The following is a 24626-nucleotide window of genomic DNA, read 5'->3' as shown; positions in this document are numbered from 1 at the left end:
CCTAGCGAGCCTCCTGCGCGGAGAGCCTGTCGATCAGCGTGCGCACGATCCGCGCCGCGGCCTCGGGGATGACCGTCCCCGGCCCGAAGACGCCGGCGACGCCGCGCTCCTCGAGATAGCGGTAGTCCTGCGGCGGGATCACCCCGCCGGCCACGACGAGGATGTCCCCGCGGCCGGCCGCCCCGAGCGCGTCGAGCAGCTGGGGCACCAGCGTCTTGTGGCCGCCCGCGAGCGAGGAGACGCCGACCACGTGGACGTCGTTCTCGACGGCGTGCCGCGCCACCTCGTCCGGCGTCTGGAAGAGCGGGCCGATGTCGACGTCGAACCCGAGATCCGCGAAGGCGGTCGCGATCACCTTCATGCCCCGGTCGTGCCCGTCCTGACCCATCTTGGCGACCAGGATGCGCGGGCGGCGGCCCTCGAGGGCCGCGAACTCGCGGACGAGCGCCTCCACCTCGCGGCCCGCGCCCGCGTCGCGGATCTCCGCGCCGTACACGCCGCTGACCGCGCGCACCGGGGCCTCGTAGCGGCCGAAGACGCGCTCCAGCGCCTCGGAGATCTCGCCGAGCGTCGCGCGGCGGCGCGCGGCGTCCACGGCCAGCGCGAGCAGGTTCCCCTCGCCCGTCGCGGCGGCGCGCGCGAGCGCGGCCAGCGCCTCGCCCACCGCGGCCTCGGCGCGGGCCGCCTTCACGGCGCCGAGCCGCGCGACCTGGCGCTCGCGCACCGCGGTGTTGTCGACCTCGCGCAGCTCGAGCGGCGCCTCCCGCTCCAGCCGGTACGCGTTGACGCCGACGATGATGTCGCGCCCCGCGTCGATGCGCGCCTGCTTGCGGGCCGCCGCCTCCTCGATCCGCATCTTGGGCAGGCCGTTCTCGATCGCCTTGACCATGCCGCCCAGCGACTCCACCTCCTGGATGAACTGCCACGCGCGCCGCGCCAGCCGGTCCGTGAGGCGCTCGACGTGGTGCGAGCCGCCCCACGGGTCGATGACGCGGCAGACGTCCGTCTCCCTCTGCAAGAAGAGCTGGGTGTCGCGCGCGACCTTGGCCGAGAAGTCCGAGGGGAGCGCCAGCGCCTCGTCCAGGGCGTTCGTGTGCAGCGACTGGGTGCCGCCGAGCACGGCCGCGAGCGCCTCGATGGCCGTGCGCGTGATGTTGTTGAACGGGTCCTGCTCGGTGAGGCTCCAGCCCGACGTCTGGCAGTGCGTCCTGAGCGCCATCGACTTCGGGCTCTTCGGCTGGAAGCCCTTCACGATCTTCGCCCAGAGGAGCCGCGCCGCCCGCAGCTTGGCGATCTCGGTGAAATGGTCCATGCCGATCCCGAAGAAGAACGAGAATCGACCGGCGAAATCGTCGATATCCATGCCCGACGCGATGCCGGTGCGCAGGTACTCGAGGCCGTCGGCGAGCGTGTACGCGAGCTCCAGCTCGGCGGTCGCCCCCGCCTCCTGCATGTGATAGCCGCTGATGCTGATCGAGTTGAACTTCGGCATCTTCTCGGCGGCGAACCGGAAGATGTCGGCGACGATCCGCATCGACGGCGCCGGCGGGTAGATATACGTGTTCCGGACCATGAACTCCTTGAGGATGTCGTTCTGGATGGTCCCGGAGAGGAGCTCTGACCGCACGCCCTGCTCCTCGGCGGCGACGATGTAAAACGCCATGACGGGGAGCACAGCGCCGTTCATCGTCATCGACACGCTCATCTTGTCGAGCGGTATCTGGTCGAAGAGGATCTTCATGTCCTCCACGGTGTCGATGGCCACGCCGGCCTTCCCCACGTCGCCGACCACGCGCGGGTGGTCCGAGTCGTAGCCGCGGTGGGTCGCGAGGTCGAAGGCGACCGAGAGCCCGGTCTGCCCGGCCGCCAGGTTGCGCCGGTAAAACGCGTTCGACTCCTCGGCCGTGGAATACCCGGCGTACTGGCGGATCGTCCACGGGCGGACCACGTACATGCTCGTATACGGCCCGCGCAGGAACGGCGGAATCCCGGCGGTGAAGCCGAGGTGCTCGAGGGGCCCCGTGTCCTCCGGAGATGCGGCCGGCGCGGGGAGCTCCGCGGCGCCGTCGATCTGGCGCAGCGCCGCTTGGGCGAGGCTCCGGGTGAGCTGCTCGACGTACCAGCAGCCCGCGGCCGGGCTGCCCCCGGCCTCGAAGCGGGCCTCCTCGCGGAGGATGACCCGGGCGTTGCCGAGCAGGCGCTCGGGCGGCGTGATCACGACGTCGTCCGCGCCGCCGGCCACGGCCGCCATCATCGCCACGATGCCGCGGAGCAGGTTCTTGTGCGGCTCGTCGCCGGGCACGGCGGCCGACGGGATGACCGCGGTGAGGGTGGCGCCCGGCCGCAGGCGCTCGGCGAGGAGGCGCGCGGCGCGGAGGCGGGCGATCTCGAAGAAATAGCTGCAGCCGAGCGTGAAGCGCAGCTCCGACGCGCCGCCCCGGAGCTCGGCGACGAGCGACTCCACGAGCGGCCCGCCCTCCGCGGCGGGGAGCGGGGGGCCGTCCGGCGCGAAGATCGGCGGCACGAGCAGCCCCTCGGCGCTCGCCCAGGAGAGGTCGTCCGCGGTCTTGCCCTTGAGGTCCCGCGCGAGCGCCTGTCTCCACGTCTCCAGCGCGGCCGGCGCGAACTCGGAGAAGAGCCTGTCATCCATGGGACGCCACGACCTCGATGAGGTGGCCGAACGGCGCGTCGTCGCGCGACTTCGGGTGCATGAAGAAGATCGTGGTGCCCCGGGAGCCGGGCCGGGGCGCCGCGTCGATGATGCGGAAGCCCCGCGCCTTGAGCTCGTCGAAGGCCGCCTGGACGTCGCTGACCCGGTAGGCGACGTGGGCGAAGCCGCCGCGGCCGCCGTTCTTGTCGATGAGCTTCTGGACGGGCGACTCGGCGGAGAGCGGCTCGAGGAGCTGGATGTGATTGTCGCTGTCGCCGACGCGGAGCATCACCTCGCGGACCTGATCCGTGCCCCGGACCTCCTCCCGGTGCACCTCGCGGAAGCCGAGCAGCTCGTAGGCCTTCACCTGCGCGTCGAGCTGCCCGGCGGGCACGGCCATGGCGACGTGGTCGATGAACAGAAAGCCGGGAATCTGGTCCTTCATGCGCCCTCCTCCAGGTCAGCGAGCGGCATCGAGCAGCGAGGATGTGGAGCGATCGCCACCTGTGAAAAGCAGAACGCGGGAGAAATGTGAAGCCTCCGGGCTCACCGGACCCGCCACGCCGGGTGCTCGTCCCCGACGGCGGGCGCCGCGATCAGGCCGTTCTCGGCCGCCCCGTCGTCGCTCTCGGGCTCGCACAGGTACACGGCGATCGCGCCGAGCGGCTGCTCGGTGTCGACCCGGGACCACCCCTCCGGGGCGCGCCGGGCCTCCGCGCGCCATTCGACGGCCACCTCGCCGACCTGGGCCGCCTCGAGGATCGCGCGGCCGTGCTCGGCGCCGAGCGACGCCACCCGGGCGACCTCGACGTCGTGCACGCCCTCGGCCGGCGCGACGCGGAGCCCGTGCCGGCGCAGCGCCTCGGCGAGCGCCGGCGGCACGAGGTAGGCCCGCGGCCGATCGACAACGGTCGTCCCGACGAACCGCGCGAGGTGCGGGATCCGCACGGTGACCGGCTCGCCGTCGAACGCCCGCGGGCTGCGCGTGAGGACGTCGATCGGGGTCGCGGTCGGCTCGAGGCGGTAGCGGACCGCGACGCGATCCGGCGGCCGGGCGCTCGAGGCCACGACCTCGCGGATGGCGTCCGCGTGCGCGGCGGCCCAGGAGAGGGTCTCGATCTGCCACGCCGACGCGGTCTGGACCCGCTCCTCGAACGAGAGGTAGCTGTAGCACTCGAGCAGCAGGTCGAGCCGGCCCGTGAGCCCGCGGTAGTTCGAGCCGAACCGCGGGTGGTGCGGGTAGGTCATCCAGCCGAGCCCGACGGCCGCCGCCGGATCCGCGTCGCCGCCCGCGTCGAGCGCGCGCTCGTCCTCGACGAAGTTGCCGTACCAGCCGCTCTCGAAGCCGCGCTTGCGCACCGCGGCCGTCACCTCGGGGACCAGGCGGTCGCGCACCATCGCGATCGGCTCGGCGCGCCCCGACGCGGCGGTGTGCGGCACGTCGACCGTCATGTGGAACCGGTGCACCGAGCCGTTGGTCGCGTGGTTGTCGATGGTGAGATCGGGCGCCCACGGGATGCACACGCGCTCCTGGAGCAGGCGCATCTCGGGCGCGGCCTGGCGGAGGTAGTCGCGGTTCAGGTTGATGCCCTGGCTCTGCGTCCGGGTGCCGACGACGGGGCCGGGCTGGCCGGTGAGCTTCTTCAGGTCGAGGCGGCGGTTCTGCGGGTCGAGCGCGTCGTTGCCGTCCGCGTTGAACAGCGGCACGACGAGGAGCACGAGCGTGTCGAGCCAGTCGGGGTGCCGGCCGTCGAGCAGGTCGCGGACGAGCGCGAGGCTGGCCTCCTTGCCCTCCACCTCGCCCGGGTGGATCCCGTCGAGCATCAGCACCACCGGGCGCCCTGCGCGGCGCGCCTCGGCCGGCGAGCGCACGCCGTCCTTCGACAGCACGAGCAGCGGCAGCTCCCGTCCGCCCGGGCTGGTCCCGAAGGTCGTCACGGCGAGGCGCGGGTCGTTGCGGGCCTCCAGCGCGCGGACGAAGCGCATTACGTCGGCGTGGAGGGATGTCTCGCGGAATCCGGTGGCTTCAGCGCGGGTGAGCAGCATGAGCCCGATCTCTACCGCGCCGTTCGGCGGACGGGACAGCTATCGGCACCGGGGGCGCGCCTCGTGGGAAGAGGCGGGAAGAAGAGGCGGGAAGAAGAGGCGGGAAGCGGGAAGAGCGCGCGCGCGTGGCTGTTGCACGAGCTAGGCTCGAAGCGTGGGGCCCCTCTCGGCGGGCCGGCGAGGACAGGATGAGCACCAGCGAAACCAGGGCGATCACCCGTGAGCTCAAGCTGCATGCGGCGCTGCTCGGAGGCGTCGTCGCGCTCCTCTGGGCGATCGAGATCGTCGACGTCGCGGTGTTCCGCGGATCGCTCGATGCCCTGGGAATCCGTCCTCGGACGATCCCGGGCCTCGTCGGCATCGCGCTCGCGCCGTGGCTGCACGGCGGGTTCGCGCACCTCGTGGCGAACACGGTCCCGTTCGTCGCGCTCGGCTGGCTGATCCTGCTCCGCAGGACGAGCGACCTCTTCCTCGTGACGCTCCTCTCGGCGCTCGTGGGCGGCCTCGGGGTCTGGCTCATCGGGTCGAGCAGCTCGGTGCACATCGGCGCGAGCGGCGTCATCTTCGGGTATTTCGGCTTCCTGCTCCTCCGCGGCTGGTTCGAGCGGAGCCTGCTCTCGATCGCGCTCTCGCTGGTGGTCGGCTTCGTCTACGGCGGGATGATCTGGGGCGTGCTCCCGACGCAGGTGGGCATCTCCTGGGAGGGCCATCTCTTCGGCTTCCTCGGCGGCGTCCTCGCCGCGCGCCTCCTCGGCGGCCGCCTGCGCGCGCAGGCCGCCGGCGCCGGCGCCGGAAGGCGCTCGATGGCGATGTCGAGGCGATGAGGCGCCCCGCGCTCCGCCTTCCCGTCCTGAGCGCGGAGGAGCGGCTCGCCGCGGAGAACCGGCTCGCCGCGGAGAACCGGCTCGCCACGGAGGAGCGGCTCGCCGCGCTCCACCGCGAGCTCGAAGCGTGCCGCGCCTGCCCGAAGATGATCGGCCCGGTCGTGCACGGTCCGCCCGTCCCGAGCCGGATCCTGCTCATCGGCCAGGCGCCCGGCCCGCGCGAGGGCAGCCTCGGCCGCCCGTTCGCGTGGACCGCGGGCCGCACCCTGTTCCGCTGGTTCGAGGCGGCGCTCGGCGTGCGCGAGGACGAGCTCCGGCGGCGCGTCTACATGTCGGCCGTCGCGCGCTGCTTCCCCGGCAAGGCGAAGGGCGGCGGCGACCGCAAGCCCGATCCCGAGGAGATCCTGCGCTGCCGGACGCACCTTGCGCGCGAGGTGGCGATCCTGGAGCCGCGGCTGATCCTGCCGGTGGGCGGCCTGGCGGCGGAGCAGGTGCTCGGCCACCGAGGTCCGCTCGCGGGCGTGATCGGCGAGGCGCGGCGGGCGCGCTTTCACGGCGTCGAGGCCGACGTCATCTGCCTGCCGCACCCGAGCGGCGCGTCGACCTGGCACAAGACCGAGCCGGGGGTCTCGCTCCTCGGCCGCGCGCTCCGCCTCATCGCGGAGCACCCCGAGGCCGCGCGCGCGTTCGCGGGCGCCGCACCCGCTGCGGCCGCGGCGCCTGACGATCCGCCGTAGGCGCGCGAACGACGCGCTCGTCGCGCGGAAGAGCCGCGGAAACCGCGCGGAGAGGCTTCTCCCGACGATGCGCGGACATCCTGTCGAGGACGGCCAGGCCGGCAGATCAGGAGATGCGCCGACAGCAAGAAACGGCCGACAACTCCGTCGGGCGTGCGCCGTATTCCTTGCGTAACGACGCGCAACGATGCGCTACGACGGCCGAGCACACCGCGGTCGCGCCGCGTCCGTAAAACGGATTGTCATTTTGGCAGGATGCGCCATTGTACAGGTCGCCGACGTGTCCACTTTGGCAGAGCAACCCCAGAAGCCCTGTGATCCATGCGGTGGATCCGCCGGAGGGCTGGTGGCACGAGGCTCGCATTGACAGGCAGCAAAGGCGCTGGCGGCGGGCGGGCGCTCGCGAACGAGGCAGGTAGCACCATGTCGAAGATCCTCCGGAAGTTGAATGAAGGCAGCCTCCTCCAGCGCACCATGATGCATATCGCGGTGTTCGTCGCCGGATCGGCGAGCGTCGTGGCGCTGACCAGCGTGCTGCTCGTGTCGACCGCGAAGGCCGTGCTGCCGCCGCACGACGCGACCGAGGCCGGCGCCGACGCGACGGACACGGAGGAGGAGAAGGGCGACAAGGGCGCGGACGCGGAGCCGGGCTCGCCGGAGGCGGCGGCGCGCCCCGCCGGCGCGAGGGCCGGGGCGAAGGCGCTGGCGCGTGTGGCGAATCGCCGCGAGGGCGCGGTCGCACAGTGATGGCCACGCCGGCGCGGGCGCTCGAAGGGGCGCCGCGCGGGAGGACGGCGCCCCGATCCGTACAGCTTCTCCGGTTGTAGGTCGTTTCGCATCTTCCGGGCATCGTGGGGCGCCGCCGTGCAGCGCCGGCTGGATCGGCTCGGCGCGCGCGTGATAGCAACGTCGCCGATGACCCAGCCCCCCAGCCCTCTCGCCACCCCGGTCGCATGGGACCTGGTCGCCGACGACTACGCCGTCGACATCGTCCCCCACTTCGAGAGATACGCCGCCGACGCCCTCCGGCTCGCCGCCATCGGCCCAGGCGCGCGCGTGCTCGACGTGGCCGCCGGGCCAGGCACCCTGTCCCTCCTCGCCGCCCGGGAGGCGCAGGTGACCGCCCTCGACTTCGCCCCGGCGATGGTCGAGCGGCTGCGCGACCGCGCCGCGCGCGCGGGGCTCGCGGTGGACGCCCGCGTCGGCGACGGCATGGCGCTGCCCTTCGAGGACGGCTCCTTCGACGCCGCCTTCTCGATGTTCGGGCTGATGTTCTTCCCCGACCGCGATCGCGGCTTCCGCGAGCTCTTCCGGGTGCTGCGCCCGGGCGGCCGGGCCGTCGTCGGGAGCTGGGCGCCGATGGACCGGTCGCCCATCATGGACGAGCTCTTCTCGGCGATCCGCGCCGAGCTGCCCGGGCTGCCGTTCGGCGAGGGCAAGTCGCCGCTCGGAGATCCGGGGGAGTTCCGCGCCGAGATGGAGGCCGCTGGGTTTCGCGACGTCTCGGTGCGCGAGGTCGAGCACGCCTGGGAGGCGACGTCGACCGAAGAGCTCTGGGGCTCGATGCGCCGGAGCAACGCGCCGCTGGTGCTCCTGCGGGACAAGCTCGGCGAGGCGCGCTGGGACGAGCTCGGCGAGGCGATCCTCGGCCGGCTGCAGGCGCGGTTCGGTAAGGGCCCTCAGCGCCTCGGGATGGTCGCCAACCTGGGCGTCGGAGCGCGCTAGCTCCACCCACCAGGAGTCCGGCCAGGGCTCCGGAGAGCGAGAGAGCTCAACGCAAAGGCGCAAAGGCGCGCTCCCCGACGCGAGCTCATTGTGTCCGCGCGACCACGGCGAGAAGGGTGTCGAGATCGAGCGGCTTCTTGAGCAGCGCGCACGCGTCCAGGGTGGCCGCTTTGGCCTCCAGAGCGTCGACGCCCGACAGGATCGCCACCGGGATGCTCGCCAGCGCGGGCTCCTGTCGCTTGAGCGCGAGAAACTCCCAGCCGTTGAGCTCCGGCATCATGAGGTCGAGCAGGATGATGCTCGGGCGGAGGCCGCGGCGGAGCAGATCCAGCGCCACCGAGCCGTTCTCCGCGCAGACGACCTCGTAGCCGAACGCCTGCAAGAGCTCCTCCACGACAGAGCGAAACCCGCTGTCGTCATCGACGATCAGGACACCGTCGCGACGATCATCCTGCGGGCTCATCGGGACCTCCGGCCGGCGGGGACACCTCGGTCGGCAGAGCGTGGCGGCGCCGGCGCAGGGGGAGGTCCACGATGAAGGCCGCCCCCGCGCCGAGCTCGCTCTCGACGCGGATCGAGCCGCCATGGGCGTTCACGATCCGGCGGCTGATGTACAGCCCCAGGCCGAGACCGCCGTAGTGCTGCGCCGAGACGCCTCGCTCGAAGCGTTCGAAGATATACGGCACGCAGCTCGCGTCGATCCCGATGCCGTGATCGGCGACGACCAGCCTGGCCATGTCGCCCACGGCCGCGACGCTGATCTCGATCGGCTTGCCCCTCCCATACTTGATGGCGTTCAGCACCAGGTTCGTCACCACCTGCTCCAGACGGGCCCTGTCCCACATGCCCACGACGGGAGCGTCGGCCCGCCATGTCACCGTACTTCCGGATTGCTTCAGCTCCACGTCGAAGTCCTCCACGACCTCGCGCGAAAGCGCCCGGAGATCGACCTCTCCCAGCTTCAGCTCGAGCTTGCCTGCCTGGATCCGAGCCACGTTGAGCAGATCTTCAATGAGCCTGACGAGCCGCCGGCACTGCCGCTCGGCCATCGCGGCCAGCCTCTCCGCGCCGGCGGGGAGCGTCGTCGCCTCACGCATCAAGCCTTGCACGGCGAGCTTCAGGCCCGCGATGGGGGTATAGAGCTCATGAGAGGCGATCGACACGAAGTCGTCGCGCATCCGCACCGCTGCTTCGGCGGCGGCCCGGGCCCTCTGCTCGTCCTCCAGGAGCAGGGCGCGCTCCGCCTCGATCTTCTTCCGCTCCGTGATGTCCGTGGAGATGCCGCCCACCGCGTACGGGACGCCGGCAGCGTCGCGCAGCGGGAACTTGATGGCGAGATAGGTGTGCACGCCATCGTCCTGAGGCATCACCTCCTCGTCTTCCAGCGCCGTCCCAGCGAGGAGCGCCCGCTGGTCGAAGGCGCGAAGCGCCTCGGCGTGCTCCCGGGAGAACACGTCATCGTCGCTCTTGCCCACGATGGCCTCGCGGGTGATGCCGAACAGCTCCTCGAAGCGGCGGTTGACGAGGATGTAGCGCCCCTCGATGTCCTTGACGGAGACGATGGCCGTCGAGCTGTCGATGATGGCGCGCAGGAGCTCCTGGCTCGTGCGCAACGCCTCCTCCGCGCGCCTGCGCTCCTCCGCGACCTTCCGCAGCGCCGCCTCCGTCTGCTCGTGCTCCGCGATCTCGCGCCTGAGCTCGGCGGTGCGCTCGGCGACCTGCTGCTCCAGCCGCTCTTTCGCCCGGGCTTCTTCTGTCAGGCGAGCGTCGAAGGCGAAGATGGATTTCAAGTCCACCTCGATCACGTCGCGACACTGCGCCAAGAGCGCCTGGTAGGTCTTGCTGTATTTGTTCGCGCGGTCATCCAGCACGCAGATGGTTCCGAAGATATCCCCCGTGGGCCAGGCGATCGGGAAACCGAGATAGGATATCATCCCGAGCTTGACATCCGGACTCGACTCCCACCGCTCGTCTTTCGAGGCGTCAGGGACCAGCAGCGGCATTCGGGTCTTCATCACGGTCTCGCAGTAGAGCCCGGTGTCGAGACGCGCGCGTTCGTTGGGCTCATAAGGGTTCCCCATCGACTCGCTGGAGACGCAGACGACGATCTCGGGCGGCTCGACCCTCATGATCAGAGCGGCCGGGACGCGCAGGATCTCCGCGAGGAGATCGGTCATCTCCTGCCACTTGCGAGCGATGTCCGTCGGAATGTCGATCGCGACCGCGCTTGATTGGCCTCTTCGGCCGCTCCCGGGCGAAGAGGTCTTCGTCCCGAGGTCGTCCGTACGCTGCTCCGGCGGGCAGCCGGAGGCGGCCCCATGCGGCCCGAGGCCCGCGCTCTCAGCGCGCTCCGAGGGCGCGGGCTCGCCCAGCCCCGGGTGGCGGGCATGGTCGACAACGAGCACGCCTGGCTCTGTGTGATCGTCGGTCCCGGTACGCATGAGCCCCCACGATGACGAATCGTGCGAAGGGCTATCAGGTTGTCAAGGTGGGCGCGACGGCACCGCTCCTGAGGACGCAGCGCGACGAGCCGGTCGGCGATCGAGCCCTACCCTGGTTCGCCGCCCAGGGCGCGCGGCCCGGGCGCCCTTCGGAGAGCGGCGAGGACGCCGCCGGCGGGCTCCTGTCGTGGTCCGCCTTCGCTCTGGCCCCTTATCGAGAATCCTGATCGTTTCGCGCACCGCTGGGCACACGAGCGGGTGGACCGTGACGACGCCCGATGCGCCCCGATGTCGGGCAGCATCCATCGTCCCGCAGCCGAGCAGGCTGATCGGCGAGAGCGAGGCAGTGGTCCGTCGACGGCGACGAGCGCGCCGCGCTCCGGCAGGCTCATCAAGCGCGCCCTCGACCGCGAGGCGCCGCGCGCGATCGGGCGCGGAACCGGTTGAAATTGTTCCCCGACCAAGGCATCTTCGCGAAGAGGGCTCTGACTGCTCTTCTCGCTTTCCGCGGGACGGCGCTTCGGGACGGGGGCGGCGGGGAGGTGTTCGGTGTCCGCGGTGCGGCCCATGGCGCCTGTCGCAGCGCGGTCATCCAGCTCGATCTGCCTTTGCAAACTCGCGATGAGGGTTGCGCCGCGACGGTGCCGGGAGCCTGCCGGGGGACGGCCAGCCCTAACGCCTGTTCAAGGAATCCACCATGCTACCGCTGAAGCAACTCATCGGCTCGCCCATGGATCCTGCGCGGTTCCTCAGGATCGCGATCGCCGCGTCGGCCGCGCTCTCGTCGGCTCATCGCGCTGAGCCCCACGGGGATGTCCGGCCCGGCACCCTGCTCGTGGACGAGGGCGGCGGCACAGCACGGCTCGTCAGCCCGGCTGCCGATGAGGGCGTCGCGAGGCAGCAGGGCGGCCGGCACGCGGTCGCGCCGGAGGCGCTGCCGTACATGGCGCCCGAGCGGACGGGCCGCACCAGCCGGGCGGCGGACCATCGGACCGATCTCTACTCGCTGGGCGTCGTGTTCTACGAGCTGCTCACCGGAGCTCTGCCGTTTCAGGCCGAGGGCGTCATCGAGTGGGTGCACTGCCACATCGCCCGACGCCCGCGCCCGATATCGGAGCACGCGCCGCGCCTGCCCGCGCCCATCGGCGACATCGTGATGAAGCTGCTCGCCAAGATGCCCGAGGACCGGTACCAGACGGCGGCCGCGCTGGGGCGGGATCTCGCGCGCTGCCTGCGAGCGATCGAGTCCGGACAGGAGCTCTCATCGTTCCCCCTCGGCGCGGGCGACGTCCCCGAGCAGCTCCGCATCCCCCACGAGCTCTATGGCCGCGACGCCGAGATCGCCTCGCTCTCCGCGGCCTTCGATCGCGTCTGCTGCGCGGCGGGCGCGCCGGAGCTCGTGCTCGTCGTGGGGCACCCCGGCATCGGCAAGTCCGCCCTGGTGGACGAGCTCCATCGGCCCGTGGTCCGCAGGCGCGGCCTCCTCGTATCGGGCAAGGCCGATCAGTACGAGCGCGGGGTCCCCTACGCGGGCATCGTCCAGGCCCTCGATCGGTTCGTGCAGCGGATGCTGATGGAGAGCAAGCCGCGACTCGCGGAGTGGCGGCGGCAGCTCCTCGACGCGGTGGGCGAGGACGGGCAGGTCATCCTCGACATCGTCCCTCGCCTGGAGCGGGTCATCGGCCCGCAACCGCCGGTGGAGCCGCTGCCGGGCAGCGAGGCGAAGAGCCGGTTCGAGCGGGTCTTCCGGGCGCTCTTCGGGGTGATCGCGAGCGCGGAGCACCCGGTCGTGCTCTTCCTCGACGACCTCCAGTGGGCGGACGCCGCCAGCCTCTCGTTCCTCGTCAGCCTCCTGTCGGGCGGCGACATCCGCCACCTCTTGTTCATCGGCGCCTACCGCGACAACGAGGTCGGGGCCGGTCACCCCCTGAGCGCGGCCATCGACGAGATCCAGAAGGCCGGCATCCGCACCGAGCGCGTCACGCTCGAGCCGCTGTCCCGGGAAGACATCGCGGAGCTCGTCGCCGACGCGCTCCGGTGCGGCGCCGAGGAGGCCCGGCCGCTCGCCGGGTTGATCCACGACAAGACGCACGGCAACCCGTTCTTCGCGACCCAGTTCCTCAAGATGCTCGATCAGGACGGGCTGATCGTCTTCGACCCGGAACAGCTCGTCTGGCGCTGGGATCTCGCGAAGATCGAGGCCGCGCGCCTGACCGACGACGTCGTCGAGATGGTGCTCCACAAGCTCCGGCGGCTGCCGGAGACAGCGATAGTCCCGCTGCGTCTGGCCGCCTGCATCGGCGGGGAGTTCGAGATGGACACCCTCGCCGCCGTCTGCGAGGCGCCGCAGGCCGAGCTCCACGAACGCCTCACGCCTGCGGTCCAGAGCGGGCTCCTCCTGCGCTCCGGCGGCGGGTACGCGTTCCTCCACGATCGCGTCCAGCAGGCGGCCTATCTCCTCACGCCGGAAGCCGAGCGGGCCGACGTGCACCTGCGGATCGCACGCGCGCTCAAGGCGCGATCCGCGGAGCTCGGCGACGAGCTCTTCGCGATCACCAACCAGTACAACCTCGGCGCCGCCCGCATCTCCGACCCGGAGGAGCGCAAAGCCGTGGCCGAGCTCAACCTCGCGGCCGGCAGGAGGGCCAAGGCGTCCTCGGCGCACGGCGTCGCCGCCGGGTACCTCGCGGCCGGCGCGGCGCTGCTGGACGAAGCGAGCTGGCTCCGCGATCACGAGCTCATGCTGGCGCTCTACAGCGAGCTCGCGGAGTGCGAGCACCTCTCCGGCAACGGCGCGGAGACGCGCCGCCTCTGCGCGCTCCTCCTCGAGCACGGCCGGACGAAGCTCGACAAGCAGCTCGCCTACAGGCTCCTCATCGAGCGGCACACGGCCGAGCTCGCGATCGGCGAGGCGATCCAGGCGTGCGTGGACTGCATGCGCATGCTCGGCATGGACATGCCGACGAGCGCCTCGGACGCCGACGTGGAAGCAGAGTTCGAGAAAATCTGGGCGGCGATCGGCGACCGGCCCATCGCGTCCCTCGCGGATCTGCCGCCGATGACCGATCCCGAGATCCTGGGCGCCGTGACGGTGCTCAGCATCACCTACGTACCGGCCTGGTACTACGACCAGACGCTGGCGCACTGGATGATGGCGAGGACGATCTATCTCAGCGTCCTCCACGGCAACGCCGGTCCTTCGGCGATGAGCTACGCGACGGCCGCCATGGTCCTCATGCCGAGGTTCGGCGACTACCGCCGTGGCTACGAGTTCGCGAAGACGGGCCACGACCTCGCCCACCGCACGGGGACGCCCTACTGGCAGAGCATGATCAGCGCCGCGCTCGGCGCTTACGCGGCCGTGTGGTTCGAGCCCTTCGGCCGCTGCGTGCAGGTCCTGGAAGAGGGCCTCTCGGCGGGGCGCCGCTCGGGGAACGTCACCTTCATCACGGTGAACAGCGTGCAACAGCTGTCGCTGATGATCTCCTCGGGTCGCCGGCTCGACGAGGTGTACCGGGAGAGCGAGCGGCTGCTCGATATCGTCGGCGGCGTGGAGCGCAGCATGACCGCCCCCATCATCGTCGGCATGCAGCGGGCGATCCAGTGCCTGCGCGGCCTCACGGCGAGCCTCTCGACGATGAACGGCGGCGGGTTCGAGGAGGAGGCGTTCGAGCGGGCCAATCCCCCGAGCTCGCTCATGGCCTTCTACTTCTATCACGGCCGCAAGATCCAGGTACGGCTCCTCACCGGGGAGGTGGAGGAGGCTGTGCGGCTGGCGGAGCGGTTCAAGCCGTTCCTCTGGAGCATGGGCTGCCAGGCCCTCCTCGCCGAGTGCACGCTCTACATCACGCTCGCCCTGCTCGGCCATTTCGACGCCGTGGACGAGCAGAAGCAGCGCGAGTACAGGGCCGAGGTCGCGGCGAACGAGGGGCTGCTCGCGGTCTGGGCGGAGAACTGTCCCGCGAACTACCGCGCCATGAAGCTCCTTGCCGGGGCCGAGATCGCGCGGGTGGAGCGGAGGGCCGACGACGCCATCCGGCTGTACGATGAAGCGGCCGAGTCCGCACGCGAGCATGGGCTCGTGCAGATCGAGGCGCTCTCGAAGGAGCTCGCGGGCCGCTTCTGCCTCGCCCGGGGCCTCGGCTCCATGGCCGGGGCGCTGCTCCGCGACGCGCGGGCCTGCTACGCGCGCTGGGGCGCCGACGGGAAGGTCCGCCAGCTGGAGCAGCGCTATTCGCGGCTGCTCGCGGCCGATCCCGTCCGCGCCGGCGCGGCGTCCGGCGCGCAGCTCGACCAGATGGACGTGCTCACGGCCGTCAAGACGTGTCAGGCCATCTCGTCCGAGATCGACCAAGACAGTCTGCTGTCGACGCTGCTCCGGCTCGTCGTCGAGCACGCGGGCGCCGAACGCTGCCATTTCCTGGCGGCGAGCGGCGACGAGCTGGTGATCGCGGCGTCGGCCGAGGTCGGCGGGGACGGCGTCGACGTCGCCGTGCGCTCGCCGCACGTCGCGCTCGGCGCCGGGCTCCTGCCGGAGTCGATGCTCCAGTACGTCCAGCGGACGCACGAGCAGATCATCCTCGACGATCCGGCCACGCAGTCGCTGTTCTCCGGAGATCCGTACGTCGAGCGGGTGCGGCCACGAAGCGTGCTGTGCGCGCCTGTCCTCCGGCAGTCGGCGCTCGTGGGGGTCCTCTACCTGGAGAACAACCTCACGCTGGGCGCGTTCAGCGCGCGGCGGCTCGGGCTCCTCCAGCTCATCACGGCGCAGGCGGCGATCTCGATGGAGAACGCGGCGCTCTACCGCGCGCTCCGGCTGGAGAACGCCGAGCGCCGCCAGACGGAGAGCACGCTGCGCGAGAGCCAGGAGCGGCTGCGCCGGTTGCTGGAGGAGCGCGAGGCCTCCGCGGCGACCCTGAGCGAGAAGCTCGCGATCATCGAGCAGCAGCGACAGGCCATCAGCAGCCTGTCGACCCCGATCATCGAGGTGTGGGACGGCGTGCTGACGATGCCAGTCCTGGGCGACATCGACGCTCGCGCCGCCGCTCATATGATGGAGGCGTTGCTCGACACGATCGTCCGCAAGCAATCCCGGCACGTGATCCTGGACGTGACGGCGCTCGAGTCGGTGGACAGCGCCACGGCCGATCACCTGATCCGCGTGGTGCGCGCGGCGAAGCTGCTCGGCTCGGAGGGGATCATCGTCGGGATCCGGCCCGAGGTGGCGCAGACCATCGTGTCCATCGGGGTGGACCTCGCCTCGGTGGCGACGCACGCGAACCTGCGGCAGGCCCTCCTCCGGTGCATGAGCCGCGACGAGGTGAACCGCTTGCCCGCGCGGGGGCCGGCCGGCGGACCTGCGGACCGTTCCCGGGTGGCCTGAGCGGACGCCTCGCCGGCCGGCCCCAGCGGTGGGGCAAGCGGCCCCCCTCGATCGTCGCGCGCCGCGCGCGACCGCGGGGTGTTCCTCGGCGCGAGCGAGGTGTAGGGTGCCCCCTTGAACCAGCCCACACCCTCCGGCCCCGATCTGCTCGACGTCCTCCAGGCGCGGTTCGGCTTCCGCGAGCTCCGCCCGGGCCAGCGCGCGGTCATGGATGCCTTGCTCTCGGGCCACAGCGCGCTCGCGGTCTTCCCGACGGGCGGCGGCAAATCGCTCTGCTACCAGCTGCCCGCGCTCCTGCTCGACGGGGTCACGATCGTCATCTCTCCGCTGATCGCGCTGATGAAGGATCAGATCGATTTTCTCAGCGCGCGCGGCGTCGCCGCGGTCCGGCTCGACTCGTCGCTGTCCGCCGACGACGCGGCGGAGGCGCACAGGGACCTGCGCTCGGGCAAGACGAAGCTGCTCTATGTCGCCCCCGAGCGGTTCGTGAGCGAGCGGTTCATGGCGCTGCTGAAAGAGCTCAAGATAGCCCTCTTCGCGGTGGACGAGGCCCATTGCATCTCCGAGTGGGGACACAACTTCCGCCCCGACTACCTGAGGCTCGCGGACACCGCCCGGGCGCTCCGCGTGCCGCGCGTGCTCGCGTTGACGGCCACCGCGACGCCCGGGGTCGTGCGCGACGTCTGCGCCACGTTCGGCATCCGCGAGGAGCACACGGTCATCACCGGCTTCTACCGGCCGAACCTCGAGCTCCGCGCGACCGCGGTGAGCGCGACCGCGCGCGACCGGGTCCTGATCGAGCGCCTGCGATCCCGGCCGCCCGGCTCCACCATCGTCTATGTCACGCTCCAGAAGACCGCCGAGCACGTGGCCGAGAAGCTCGCCTCTGCGGGGCTGCCGGCGCGCGCGTACCACGCCGGGATGGAGGCGGCGGAGCGCGCGCGCGTGCAGGACGACTGGATGGCGAGCGACCGCGGCATCGTGGTCGCCACCATCGCGTTCGGGATGGGGATCGACAAGCCCGACGTGCGTTATGTCGACCATTACAATCTCCCGAAGAGCCTCGAGAGTTACAGTCAGGAGATCGGCCGCGCCGGCAGGGATCAGGCGCATTCGGTGGTCGAGGTCTTCGTGTGCAGCGACGATCTGCCGGTCCTCGAGAACTTCGCCTACGGCGACACGCCGACCGAGGACGCGCTCCACGGGGTGGTCGGCGCCGTGCTCGCCGCGCCCCAGGTGGAGCTCGCCCTGCACGCGCTGGGGACGCGCCACGACGTCCGGCCGCTCGTGCTCCGCACCGCGCTGACCTACCTGGAGCTGATGGGCGCGGTCCGGCAGCTCACGCCGCACTACGCCGGCTACGAGGTGCGGCTCCACCGCCGGCTCGAGGAGGTCATCGCGTCGGTGAAGGGCGAGCCGGCGCGGTTCCTCGAGGCGCTCTTCGGCCATGCGAAGAAGGGGCGAGTCCTGTACGCCATCGACCCGGCCGCCGCCGCCGCCGCGCTGGAGCAGCCGCGCGAGCGGGTGGTGCGCGCGCTCGAGTACCTCGAGCGGCAGGGGCTCGCGGAGCTCAAGGCGTCGGACATCCGGCACCGCTTCGCGCGCGTCGCCTCGACGGACGACGCGGGCGCCCTCGTCGGCGAGCTCCTCGCGCGCTTCGCGAAGCGCGAGGACGCGGAGATCGGGCGCGTGCGGCAGGTGATCGAGCTGCTCACCTCGGAGCGCTGTCACGCCGCCGCGCTCGCCGCGTACTTCGGCGAGCGCCTCGACGCCGCGTGCGGGCGCTGCACCTTCTGCCGCACCGGCGTCGCCGTCGCGCTGCCGGAGCCGGCGCACGCGCCGCCGATGCCGGCGGGGCTCGACGTCGCCGCGTTCACGGCGCTGCGCGCGGCGCACGCGGGCGCCCTGGGCCATCCTCGCCAGGCGGCGCGCTTCCTCTGCGGCCTCTCGAGCCCGGCGACCACCCACGCCAAGCTCGCGCGCGATCCGCTCTTCGGCGTCCTCGTCACGCGCCGGTTCGCCGAGGTGCTCGACTGGTGCGCCGGGCTTCCCCGCCTCGCCGGCGCCGCGGCGGCGACCTGATCGAGGCCGGGGAGCGAGCATCGCGCGCGCCGGTCGGGCAACGTTCGCTCAACTTGCGCAGCGGCCCCACGTTGCGCCGCGCGATCCTCCGCGAAACGGCCCGCTGCGCCGCTCGTCGGCAGGGACCACCTGACGTCGGGTCGAAACTGCCGGGCCGGCGCCCGGGGTTTCGGCCTACGATCGGGCGATGGAGCCTCCGCCCGACACCGTGTTGGCCGCCTTCGAGCTTTCGGGGGAGGCTGTGCTGCTGCCCGGTGGGCAGGGGGAGACGTGGCGGGTGGGAGGCGTGGTGTTGAAGCCCGTCGGGTTTGTCGCGGAGGCGGTGTGGCGGGCTGAGGTGCTGGCCGGCTTGCCAGAGGGGCTCGGGTTTCGGGTGGCTCGGCCGGTGCGCGCCCGGAGCGGGGCGTGGGTCGTGGACGGGTGGGAAGCGGGCGAGCTGCTGGCCGGCGCGACGGATGTCGGCCGGCCGGACGACGTGCTGAGGGCCGGGGCTGCGTTTCACGAAACGCTTGCGGCGTTGCCCCGGCCGGCGTTCCTGGATGTACGCGACAATCCCTGGACGTACGGCGATCGCGTGGCCTGGGCTGAGCAGCCGGCGGGCGGCAGTCCGGCGTACCAGGAGTTGGTCGGGGCGCTGTTCGAGGCTCGCCGGCCGATCGCGTCGACGGCGCAGGTGGTGCACGGTGACCTGCTCGGGAATGTGATGTTCGCGGACGGGCTCTCGCCCGCGATCATCGACTGGCCGGTGTACTGGCGACCACCGGCGTGGGCGGCGGCCGTCGCGGTGGTCGACGCCCTGTGCTGGTACGACGCCAGGCCCGAGCTGGCCGCGCGGTGGGCACACCTGCCGGAATGGGGCCAGATGCTCGTCCGCGCGCTGATCTACCGCATCACCACCGACGACGCCGCCCGCGGCCCCGCGGTCTGGACGGCCGCTCACCGCGACGCCTACCAGACCGCGATCGACGTGGCGCTCGGCTACACCCGCTGAAGCTCTCGCGCATCGGCAGGCTGCCTGGCCGCCACGCGCTCGACGCGAGCGGCGAGGGAGGTCGCCGTCACTCCCAGCCGGACATGCCGTTCGTGTCGCGCAGGATGGCGTGGACGGCGTGCACCTGACCGCCGGACATCTTGATCATATGCATGTCCAGATGCCCGTCCGTCATGAAGTCGAAGTTCGTGAGACCGACGGCGATGCCGCGCACCTCGTCGGCCAGGATGACGCGCGGGATGAAGGTGCCGCCCGCCCCGGGATCGCCCGCGTTGCAGGAGGCTCCGGTGCGGCAAGAGAAGTTGCCGCCGCCGTTCTCCAAGCGCCTGCAGGCGCCCGTGACGTCGCAGACGCCGGAGGGGAACGCGCGGAAGTACTTGTCGATCCAGCTCGTCAGCTCCTCCCGGGTGGCCCGCTCGGCCACCGGGACCTCGTCGTGCCAACCGATGTCGTCCGCGATGGCGATGATCGCGGCGGGATCCGAGTCGACCGCGAAGGACGCCGTGTAGTCGCCCGGGCGGACGACGATCGTCTCGATCTCCGTCATCTCCCCGCCTTCCACCTTGATGCGGAGGGCGACGGGGAGATCCATCCCGGCTTCCGGGATCACCGCCTGAGCGCCGACGCTGCACGCCTCGGTATCCAGGGCGCGCTGCGAATGCTTCACCTCCCCAGCGTTCCTCCAGAAGTCCGTCGCGCCGACCTCGGCCTGCACGGCGTTCTCGGTGAACTTCACGCCCTCTGCCAGGGGTAGGCTGGAAGGATCCCCGGCGGCGAGGGCGGCGAAGTAGTCGTCCAGGAGGCCATCCAGGAGCTCGCGCGTGCACTCGCCGCCCGGCGCGCCGCCCGACCCCTGCCCTCCGCCGGTGGCCGCTCCGCCTCCACCGCCGCCCGGCCCCGCCCCGCCGGTCGACGCCGCGCCGCCGCCCGATGAGGCGCTGCCGGTCGCTTGCGTGCCGCCGGTGCCCCCCGCGGGGCTCTGGCCGCCCGAGCTCACCGCGCCGCCCGAGGCGCCGCCACCTCCGGTGCCGCCCGTGGCGTCACCACCTTGATCAGAGCCGCAAGCGCCGAGCGTCAGCGCCAGGGCGACCCCGAGCGATTGGAACAAGCGATGATTCATGCGTTCCCTCCCGCGCCCGCTCAAAGCTCGCCGGTGAGCGTCGGCGGTGTCCAGTCGATGTGGTCCAGGTGGTTCGGCTTGTTGGGCAGGTCCGTGGCGAAATTGCCCGTCGCCGCATCGTCCTTGCCCAGCAGGAACTTGTCGATCATGGCGTTGAGGGACGCCGTGTACTGCGAGCGCCAGGTGCAGTGCCCCCCCCCCGCGCCCGTGTAGGCCATGTGGTCTCCGACGCCGAGCGCCTCGAAGATCATCTTGCCGACGTTGGCGGTGACCCACGCCGAGTTCCGATCGAGCCCGTTGTACATGGTGCTCGGGTTGTCCACGATGTAGAGGCCGCGCGGAGCGATGAGGCCCATCATCTCGTGCATGTCGACGGGGAGCTTGTTCGTGTTGTCGGCCCCAGCGTTGTTGCCCGTGGTGAACTGACCGAGCGCGACCTCCGAGAGCCAGCGGACGTAGCTGATGCTGTGATAGGGCCACTCGGAGCCGCTGTAGCTATCGAGCACCTCGACGAGGCGCAGGCCGACCGTGCCCCCGAGACCCGACTCCACCGGGATGGTCAAGGCGATGCGGTTGTCGAGCGCGCCGGCGACGAAGGCACCCTTGCCCCAGCGCGAGCAACCCGTCACACCCACCCGGCGCGGATCGATGACGCCGGGGTTCTGCTCCAAGACGTCGAGGACGCGGCTGATCTGCCAGGCCTGCGCCGTGAGGTAGCCCGCGGGGTGGTCCGAGCCGTACACGCTGTAGAACGGCCCGTTCTTCGCGCCGCTGCCGCCCTGCGACTCGACCGCGGTGAAGGTGATCGTCGCGACGCCCCTCGGGACCGGCATGCCGCTCAGGCCGCCGTAGCCGATGATGGCCGGGGCGGGCGCCGTCGCCCCGTTCATGTCCACGGTGAGGTTGAACGAGCCGCTGCCGCCGCCATCGTTGACCTGGACCGTGATCCTGCTGGCGCTCACGGTACCGGACACGGCCCCCTCTGCCGGGACGGGCTTGTCGCCGTAGATGAACTTGTAGGCTTGCTGGAGGATCTCTTCGCGCCGGCAGGCCCACTCGCTCTTGTCGGCGATGCGGGTGCCGTCCATCTTCTTGAAGGGGTCCGGCAGCTTCGCGTTCGCCGTGAGCGAGCCGACGCTCGGCATCGGTCCGACGGTGCACCCGGCACCCGGGTTTTCCACCTCGCCCCACTCGGCGCTCACGGCGTTGCCGCCGTCGCCACCGGCACCACCGGTCCCCGGCGCTCCGCCCGTCCCGACCGGGCCCCCACCACCGCTGCTGGCTTCACCCGTCGTCGCGCCGCCGCCCGTCCCCGTCGGGGCACCGCCCGAAGAGGACGTGCTGCCGTTGACCGTCGACGCCCCTCCGGTGCCGCTGCCGCTCCCCGTGCCGACTGAAGAGCTTCCTCCTGAACCGGTAGCATCCGATCCTCCGCCGTCGCTGCCGCAGGCGGCGAGCGCCCAAGGCAGCGCTGCGAACAAGGCCAAAGAGATCGTGTGACGTGCGGTGCGTAGACGCATGTTGAACGCTCCTCGTGAGGGGGTCGTGACGTAGGGTCCCGCCGGGGTCGGGCGGTGGGATGGCGGACGAGGGCCCGACCCGCCAGCGCCGTCGAGGTTATTCCCCACTTTGTCGATCCTCTCAAGTCGATTTTGTCTCTTTCGTAGTGTCCGCGCGCTGCCGCACCGCTCAGGTGGACTTTTCTCGCGCAGCGCGCCGGGCGCGCAGCGACGGTACGACGAAAGAAGACTTCGCCTTCTACGCAAAGGTGTTGAGATGCACGATCGAGCTCTCGCAGACGTCCGGCGAGCCGCCGATGAAAGATGTCCTTGTCTGCCCACACCGTGGTGATTGGCCCGCCGGCATAGGGGGCAGCGATCGCATTTGCAGGGATGTTAACGTGCACAGACGCTGTCGGAGGCTTGTGCAACGCAAGGGACCGAGGGTGCACCCGCGATGCCGGCCGCGATCGGCGCGAGCATGCTTGCCTCGAAAGTTGGGGGCACTCCCGGCCGAGCCCAGCTGCTGGTCCCTCCCTCTGCATGCGTCTCACGTGGGGCCAGCAGCCCGCCAAGGTCGACGCGCATGCCCCCGCACCCGCCCGCTCGCAGCGAACCCGTCGCGAGCGGATACGACGTCCTGCGGGCGAGCGCGAGCGGCGGCCCTCACACCGCGGTGGCGGCCGCCCTCGTGACGGCGGGTTACGCCGATGGCGCCCCGCAGAAAGGTAAGACCTATCACTCTGTCGTCCGCGCGCGTCCGCGCGCGAAACCCGCTCGGCGTGAGCGTCCCCTCGATCCGGTGAGCGCGAAGCCGAAGTTGCCGGGCGGCCGGAGCAGCCCTTGAGCAGGAGGGCGTTCCTTGGTATACGATCGGGGCGCATGTTTTCAGCGGAGTTGCGATGACTGGCCTCCTCGTCGATCCCTTCACCTGGGGCCGCGTCGAGCTGCTCCAGCGCATCATCGACACCTTTCCCGATCCCATGTTCGTCAAGAACCGGGCGCACCGCTGGGTCGCCGTCAACGAGGCGTATTGTAAGCTCATCGGGTATCCGCGGGAGGAGCTCATCGGCAAGGACGACAGGGGGTTCTGGCCCGCCGAGCAGGTCGACGTCTTCTGGGAGCACGACGATCTCGTCGTGAACACGGGCGAGCCCGACGAGAACCAGGAGGTGGTCACCGGCGGCGACCGCGTCGAGCGGACGATGTGGACACGCAAGTACCCCATGCGCGACGACGCCGGGCAGGTGGTCGGGCTCTGCGGCATCATCACGGACATCACGAACATGAAGGGCAAGCTCGTCGCGGCCGAGCGGCTCGAGGCTGAGAATCGCGCGCAGCTCGGGATCATCGAGGCGCAGCGCACGCTGCTCGAGAAGCTCGCGGTGCCGGTCGTGCGCATCTGGCAGGGCGTCTTGCTCCTTCCGCTCGTCGGCGCGCTGAGCCAGGAGCGGGCCGCGCAGGTCACCGAGAGCGTCCTCGCCGCGATCAGCGACGCTTCCGCGCGCTTCGTGATCATCGACGTGACGGGCGTCCCGCTCGTCGACACCATGGCCGCCGAGGCCCTGCTGCGCACGGTGCAAGCCGCGGCGTTGCTCGGCTGCGAGAGCGTGCTCGTCGGCATGGGCCCCGCCGCGGCGCAGACGCTGGTCGGGCTCGACGTCGACCTCGGCCGCATCACCACGCGCGGCAGCCTCGAGCGCGGGCTCGAGTATGCGCTCGGCCGCCTGTCCTACCGGATCGTCGCGGCCAGAAAGGCGGCCACCTCCAGGGAGCGGTGATGTTGCGGGCCCGTCCGCGCCCGGCCGGCGGGCAGGGTCCAGCCGCTCGGGCGTATGCACCCCGCTTCGGTGGCGAACGGGCGGGAGCTCAGGAAGTCGCTATCTTCGGCGGCCGCTCCTTCCCCGCGCGATCCGCGCGGCGAGCGCCTCTCGGGCGACATGCAGCCTTCGGGCGGTGGTGGCCGGGTTCAGTGCGTGCGCCCTGGCGTAGGCGGTGATGGTCTGGGGACCTGCCGCGGCGAGGAGGAGCTCGCCGTGGTGCGCAGGCAGCTCGACGAGCGCGCGGAGCGCGGCGCGGGCCAGGAGCCTCTCCTCCAGGTCGACGCAGCCTTCGTCGACCAGCGCGCGCGGCTCGTCGACCGGGACCTCTCGGCGGACGTGGGCGCGCCCCAGGTGATGGCCCGCCTGCCGCCACGTGATGCCGCGCAGCCAGCCCTGGAGCGCGCGGCGCGGATCGGCCCGCGGATCAGGGCGGTATCTGCCCTCCTGGACGGCTCTCCAGGCGGCCATGAGCACGTTCTGGAGCACATCCTCACAATCGCGCGCGTGGACGCCGCAAGCGACGAGCACGGCCGCGATCAGGCGCCGCTCCGCGACGAGGGCCTCGATGGGCGGCGAGACCGCGGGGTGAGCGTTCGCGATGGAGAGTGGGTATTCCGGCGGCACGCCGCAGCACGCCGGTGTCGAACTCTACGGCGAGCCATCGCCGCTCCTCGAAGGACGCGTCCATGCGCGCGAGTTCCCCGGAGCCCCCGCGCTTCGCTGCAAAATCGATCAGGCACGCTCGTTTTCACGCGCGTGACCCAGACGCGGTGACGGATTGAGCGCGATCTCGGGGGGAGTGCTCGAGCCGGCGTCGGCTGCCGGTCCGGGGTCGGCGTCGTGGACGGGGGCCAGCGGAGGCCGAGGGGGTTGAGGCTCCGTCATCGCCGCTTCTTCCCGCGAGGCGGGCTGGATTGTGGCGAAATCGTACGTGGGGCAGAAAAAAGAAGGCCCGGGGCCGTCCGGTCCGCCGGCTGCGCTTGCAGCCGCCTCGCTCGCCGACGCCCGCCTATCGATTACGTGGCGTCTCCGTGTTCCGTTGCGAAATCGACCAGGCCCGTCGGGGACCGGCCGCCCATGCGCCTGCCGCGGGCTCTCGGTGCGATGGGGGCTTCCTGTGACCGGGGTTCACCCCGCTGAAGCGGGCGGCACACGATTTTCTTGCGCAGGAGATCCTGAGAAAGAAACGATGATTCTCGGAACGTAACCCCGCGAGCCACCATCACCCCGCAAGCCTCCATGAGCCTGAGGGGGCTTCTCGCGTCCTTCTTGATGTGGTTCCCTGCCGAGGCGCTCGCGCCATAG

General features: G+C 71.3%; 18 protein-coding genes. 10 read left to right on the top strand and 8 right to left on the bottom strand.

Translation table 11 applies throughout. The features are described from left to right. Nucleotide 1: 1 nt before the first annotated feature. The 3 genes from scpA to WME83_RS16555 all read right to left on the bottom strand — a co-directional run bounded on the left by scpA (nt 2) and on the right by WME83_RS16555 (nt 4696). The gene (gene scpA / locus WME83_RS16565) at nt 2-2650 is read right to left on the bottom strand and encodes a methylmalonyl-CoA mutase (RefSeq protein ID WP_437320254.1); all 2649 of its coding nucleotides are present in this window, start codon (nt 2648-2650) and stop codon (nt 2-4) included. Continuing rightward, nucleotides 2643-3095: a VOC family protein gene (locus tag WME83_RS16560; protein ID WP_437320253.1), complete on the bottom strand. Its 453-nt coding sequence runs from the start codon at nt 3093-3095 to the stop codon at nt 2643-2645. The genes scpA and WME83_RS16560 overlap by 8 nt, the downstream gene beginning before the upstream one ends. Nucleotides 3096-3196: 101 nt before the next feature. Beyond that, nucleotides 3197-4696 carry a M14 family metallopeptidase gene (locus WME83_RS16555; protein WP_437320252.1) on the bottom strand — a complete coding sequence of 500 codons (1500 nt, stop codon included), beginning with the start codon at nt 4694-4696 and terminating at the stop codon, nt 3197-3199. Between the two features lie 188 nt (nt 4697-4884). Here WME83_RS16555 and WME83_RS16550 point away from each other — a divergent pair, with 188 nt between their 5' ends. The 4 genes from WME83_RS16550 to WME83_RS16535 all read left to right on the top strand — a co-directional run bounded on the left by WME83_RS16550 (nt 4885) and on the right by WME83_RS16535 (nt 7982). Beyond that, nucleotides 4885-5520, top strand: a complete 636-nt coding sequence (locus WME83_RS16550; RefSeq protein ID WP_437320251.1) for a rhomboid family intramembrane serine protease — start codon at nt 4885-4887, stop codon at nt 5518-5520. Continuing rightward, nucleotides 5517-6257 carry a uracil-DNA glycosylase family protein gene (locus WME83_RS16545; protein ID WP_437320250.1) on the top strand — a complete coding sequence of 247 codons (741 nt, stop codon included), beginning with the start codon at nt 5517-5519 and terminating at the stop codon, nt 6255-6257. The genes WME83_RS16550 and WME83_RS16545 overlap by 4 nt, the downstream gene beginning before the upstream one ends. A 423-nt stretch (nt 6258-6680) precedes the next feature. Then, nucleotides 6681-7004 (top strand): hypothetical protein, encoded by a 324-nt coding sequence (locus tag WME83_RS16540; protein ID WP_437320249.1) that lies wholly within the window; start codon nt 6681-6683, stop codon nt 7002-7004. 168 nt (nt 7005-7172) lie between these two features. Beyond that, on the top strand, nt 7173-7982 hold the full coding sequence (locus WME83_RS16535) for a class I SAM-dependent methyltransferase (protein WP_437320248.1): 810 nt from the start codon (nt 7173-7175) through the stop codon (nt 7980-7982). A gap of 85 nt (nt 7983-8067) precedes the next feature. Here WME83_RS16535 and WME83_RS16530 read toward each other — a convergent pair whose 3' ends face one another. Then, nucleotides 8068-8445 (bottom strand): response regulator, encoded by a 378-nt coding sequence (locus WME83_RS16530; protein ID WP_437320247.1) that lies wholly within the window; start codon nt 8443-8445, stop codon nt 8068-8070. Next, entirely contained in the window at nt 8429-10387 is a 1959-nt protein-coding gene (locus WME83_RS16525; protein WP_437320246.1) for a sensor histidine kinase, read from the bottom strand. The genes WME83_RS16530 and WME83_RS16525 overlap by 17 nt, the downstream gene beginning before the upstream one ends. Before the next feature lie 47 nt (nt 10388-10434). On the opposite strand from WME83_RS16525, the gene WME83_RS16520 reads away from it, so the two are divergent. The 4 genes from WME83_RS16520 (at nt 10435) to WME83_RS16505 (ending at nt 18879) form a co-directional block, all read left to right on the top strand. After that, the gene (locus tag WME83_RS16520) at nt 10435-10650 is read left to right on the top strand and encodes a hypothetical protein (protein ID WP_437320245.1); all 216 of its coding nucleotides are present in this window, start codon (nt 10435-10437) and stop codon (nt 10648-10650) included. 470 nt (nt 10651-11120) lie between these two features. Next, complete coding sequence (locus WME83_RS16515) at nt 11121-15806, top strand: AAA family ATPase (protein WP_437320244.1); 4686 nt, start codon at nt 11121-11123, stop codon at nt 15804-15806. Between the two features lie 114 nt (nt 15807-15920). Continuing rightward, a complete protein-coding gene (locus tag WME83_RS16510; protein WP_437320243.1) occupies nt 15921-17888 on the top strand; it encodes a RecQ family ATP-dependent DNA helicase in 1968 nt (655 codons plus the stop codon). A gap of 187 nt (nt 17889-18075) precedes the next feature. Then, nucleotides 18076-18879: a TIGR02569 family protein gene (locus WME83_RS16505; protein ID WP_437320242.1), complete on the top strand. Its 804-nt coding sequence runs from the start codon at nt 18076-18078 to the stop codon at nt 18877-18879. A gap of 67 nt (nt 18880-18946) precedes the next feature. Here WME83_RS16505 and WME83_RS16500 read toward each other — a convergent pair whose 3' ends face one another. Beyond that, on the bottom strand, nt 18947-19999 hold the full coding sequence (locus WME83_RS16500; protein WP_437320241.1) for a hypothetical protein: 1053 nt from the start codon (nt 19997-19999) through the stop codon (nt 18947-18949). Nucleotides 20000-20019: 20 nt separating this feature from the next. After that, nucleotides 20020-21201, bottom strand: coding sequence for a glucuronyl esterase domain-containing protein (locus WME83_RS16495; protein ID WP_437320240.1), 1182 nt, complete (start codon nt 21199-21201; stop codon nt 20020-20022). Nucleotides 21202-21337: 136 nt separating this feature from the next. Here WME83_RS16495 and WME83_RS16490 point away from each other — a divergent pair, with 136 nt between their 5' ends. Both WME83_RS16490 and WME83_RS16485 read left to right on the top strand, forming a co-directional pair. Further along, nucleotides 21338-21499 carry a hypothetical protein gene (locus WME83_RS16490; RefSeq protein ID WP_437320239.1) on the top strand — a complete coding sequence of 54 codons (162 nt, stop codon included), beginning with the start codon at nt 21338-21340 and terminating at the stop codon, nt 21497-21499. A 901-nt stretch (nt 21500-22400) separates the two neighbouring features. Next, nucleotides 22401-23279 carry a PAS domain-containing protein gene (locus WME83_RS16485; RefSeq protein WP_437320238.1) on the top strand — a complete coding sequence of 293 codons (879 nt, stop codon included), beginning with the start codon at nt 22401-22403 and terminating at the stop codon, nt 23277-23279. A 99-nt stretch (nt 23280-23378) separates the two neighbouring features. Here WME83_RS16485 and WME83_RS16480 read toward each other — a convergent pair whose 3' ends face one another. After that, nucleotides 23379-23945: an RNA polymerase sigma factor gene (locus WME83_RS16480; protein ID WP_437320237.1), complete on the bottom strand. Its 567-nt coding sequence runs from the start codon at nt 23943-23945 to the stop codon at nt 23379-23381. Nucleotides 23946-24626 lie beyond the last annotated feature (681 nt).

The sequence above is a fragment of the Sorangium sp. So ce385 genome (genome assembly GCF_051474135.1).
GTDB classification, from domain to species: domain Bacteria; phylum Myxococcota_A; class Polyangia; order Polyangiales; family Polyangiaceae; genus Sorangium; species Sorangium cellulosum_D.
Note: the sequence above shows the minus strand (reverse complement) of the source record. Positions and strands in the feature narration are given on the sequence as shown.